Below are 2,368 nucleotides of genomic sequence, written 5' to 3' on the forward strand. Positions count from 1 at the left end.
CGCGTTGAGCACCACATCCACACCCTCGCCACCCGTCGCGGCCAGGAACGCCTCCCGGAAACCCAGATCACGCGACGAAGCAATCCGCTCGGCCGCCACACCCAGACCGCGCACCGCGTCCCACTTGCCCGGACTGGCGGTGGCGAACACCTCGACGCCAAGGTGCTCGGCGATCTGCACTGCGGCCATGCCGACGCCACCGGCGGCGGCGTGCACCAGCAGCCGCTCGCCGCGCTTGACGCCCGCCAGGTCGGACAGGCCGTAGTACGCAGTCATGTACACCAACGGCACCGATGCCGCCTGCGCGAACGACCAACCCGCCGGCATCGGCACCACCATGGCGCGGTAGGCGACTGCGACCGGACCGAAGCTGTTGCGCATCAAGCCCATGACCCGGTCACCGGGCGCCAGGTCGGTGACCTCGGCCCCGACTTCCAGGATCACGCCGGCCGCTTCGCTGCCCAGCGGCGCGTCGCCCGGGTACATGCCCAGCGCGATCAACACGTCGCGGAAGTTCAGGCCGGCGGCCCTAATCCCGACGCGCACCTCGTTCCCGGCGAGCGGCCGGTCGCCGTCGCACGGCACGATCGCCAGGCCCTCCAGCGAGCCTTTCCGTTCCGCCGCCAGCTGCCAGGCACCGCGCAGCGCCGCTGGCGCACGGGCCAGCCGGGGCGCGCGTACCTCGCCATCGCGCAGCGCCAGTTGCGGCTCACCAAGGCTCAGCAGAGCCGACCAGTCCGGGGTGGCGTCGGCGTCCAGATCCACCAGCAGGAACCGGCCGGGGTGCTCGGACTGGGCGCTGCGCACCAGACCCCACACCGGCGCGAGCGCCAGGTCGGGTGACTCGTCGTCGACCGCGATGGCGTTGCGGGTCACCACGATCAGGCGCGTGTCGCTCAGCCGCTCGCCGGCCAGATATTCGCGCAACAAGGCCAGGGTGTGCTCGGTGGTCTCCCGCGCGGCCTCCGCCCGGTGCGCGCCAGGCTGCGCGCCGATGGCGACCAGCACCGCGTCAGGCACTGCGCCGCCGCCGGCCAGCGCCCGGTCGAGCGCGGCCAAGTCGGCGAACCGCTCGCCTGCAGCCATCTCGCCGACGTCGCCCAGCACGGCAAGCCGGGCGCTTCCCGACGATCGCTGTCCGGCCTCCGCGACAGTGACCCAGTCCAGCTGGTACAGCGAGTCTTGTTTGCCGCGCTGGGTCGCGTTTTCCAGCTGGCTCTGCTGCACCGGGCGGAACGCCAGCGTGCGCACGGTCGCTACCGGCTGGCCGTCCTCGCTGACGATGTCCAGGCGCAGCGCCTGCTCGCCGCCGGAGGTGATCCGTACCAGTACCCGCGCGAGGCCGACGGCGCCGATGGCGACGCCTGACCAGGAGAACGGCACGTCCGCCTTGCTGTCGCCACGGTCGAGCCAGCCGACGCCGCTGTGCAGCGAGGCGTCGAACAGTGCGGGGTGGATGCCGTAGCCCTTGGCGCCGTCTGCGTATTCGTCGGGCAGCGCGACCTCGGCGTAGACGTGTTCGTCGTCGCGCCATGCGGCACGCACGCTCTGGAAGGCCGGGCCGTAGTCGAACCCGATCTCGGCGGTGCGGGTGTAGATCGCGTCCACCGGGATCGGCTCGGTGTCGGCGGGCGGCCATTGGGCGGGCCAGTCCGCAATCGATGGCGTGCCATTGGTCATCGTGCCGCGGGCGTGGCAGGTCATCTCCCGCTCATCGCCCGGACCCGCGGCCTCGGGCTGCGAGTAGATCGCCACCTCACGGCAGCCGTCCTCGTCTGATGCGCCGACCATGACCTGGAGCCGCACGGCCGCGTTGTCGGTGAGGATCAGCGGCGTTTCCAGGACCAGTTCTTCGATCACCGGGCTGCCCGCGTGCCGGCCCGCGGCGACGGCCAACTCGACCAGCGCGGTACCCGGCACGATCACCGTGCCCAACACCACATGGTCGGACACCCACGGAGCGCTCTCGCTCGACATGCGCCCGGTCAGCAGCCACTCGTCACGATCACCGACCTGCACGGCGCCGGCCAGCAGCGGGTGATCGATCCGGCCCAGTCCGGCGGCGGCCGGATCGCCGATACCGGCGGTCGGCGACACCCAGAACCGGTCCCGCTGGAACGCGTACGTAGGCAGGTCCACCCGCCGCGCACCCGTACCCGCATAGAACGCCGGCCAGTCCACCTCAACCCCAGCCACATGCGCCTGCGCCAAGAACCCCGCGAACGCCTCCCCCTCATCCCGCTTCGCACGCAACGCCGCCGCGAACACCGCAGCATCCTCATCCACACACTGCCGCGCCAACCCGGTCAGCACACCATCCGGACCCAACTCCAGGAACCGCGAGACACCCTCAGAACGCAACGTGCGC

The 2,368-nt window shown here is 71.5% G+C and carries 1 protein-coding gene; it reads right to left on the bottom strand.

Going from position 1 to position 2,368, the window contains the following annotated elements:
• Nucleotides 1–2,368: SpnB-like Rossmann fold domain-containing protein (locus KGA66_RS28640; RefSeq protein WP_211472674.1), on the bottom strand; the 2,368-nt coding region annotated here is incomplete at both ends.

It is taken from the genome of Actinocrinis puniceicyclus (assembly GCF_018283645.1).
Classification (GTDB): domain Bacteria; phylum Actinomycetota; class Actinomycetes; order Streptomycetales; family Catenulisporaceae; genus Actinocrinis; species Actinocrinis puniceicyclus.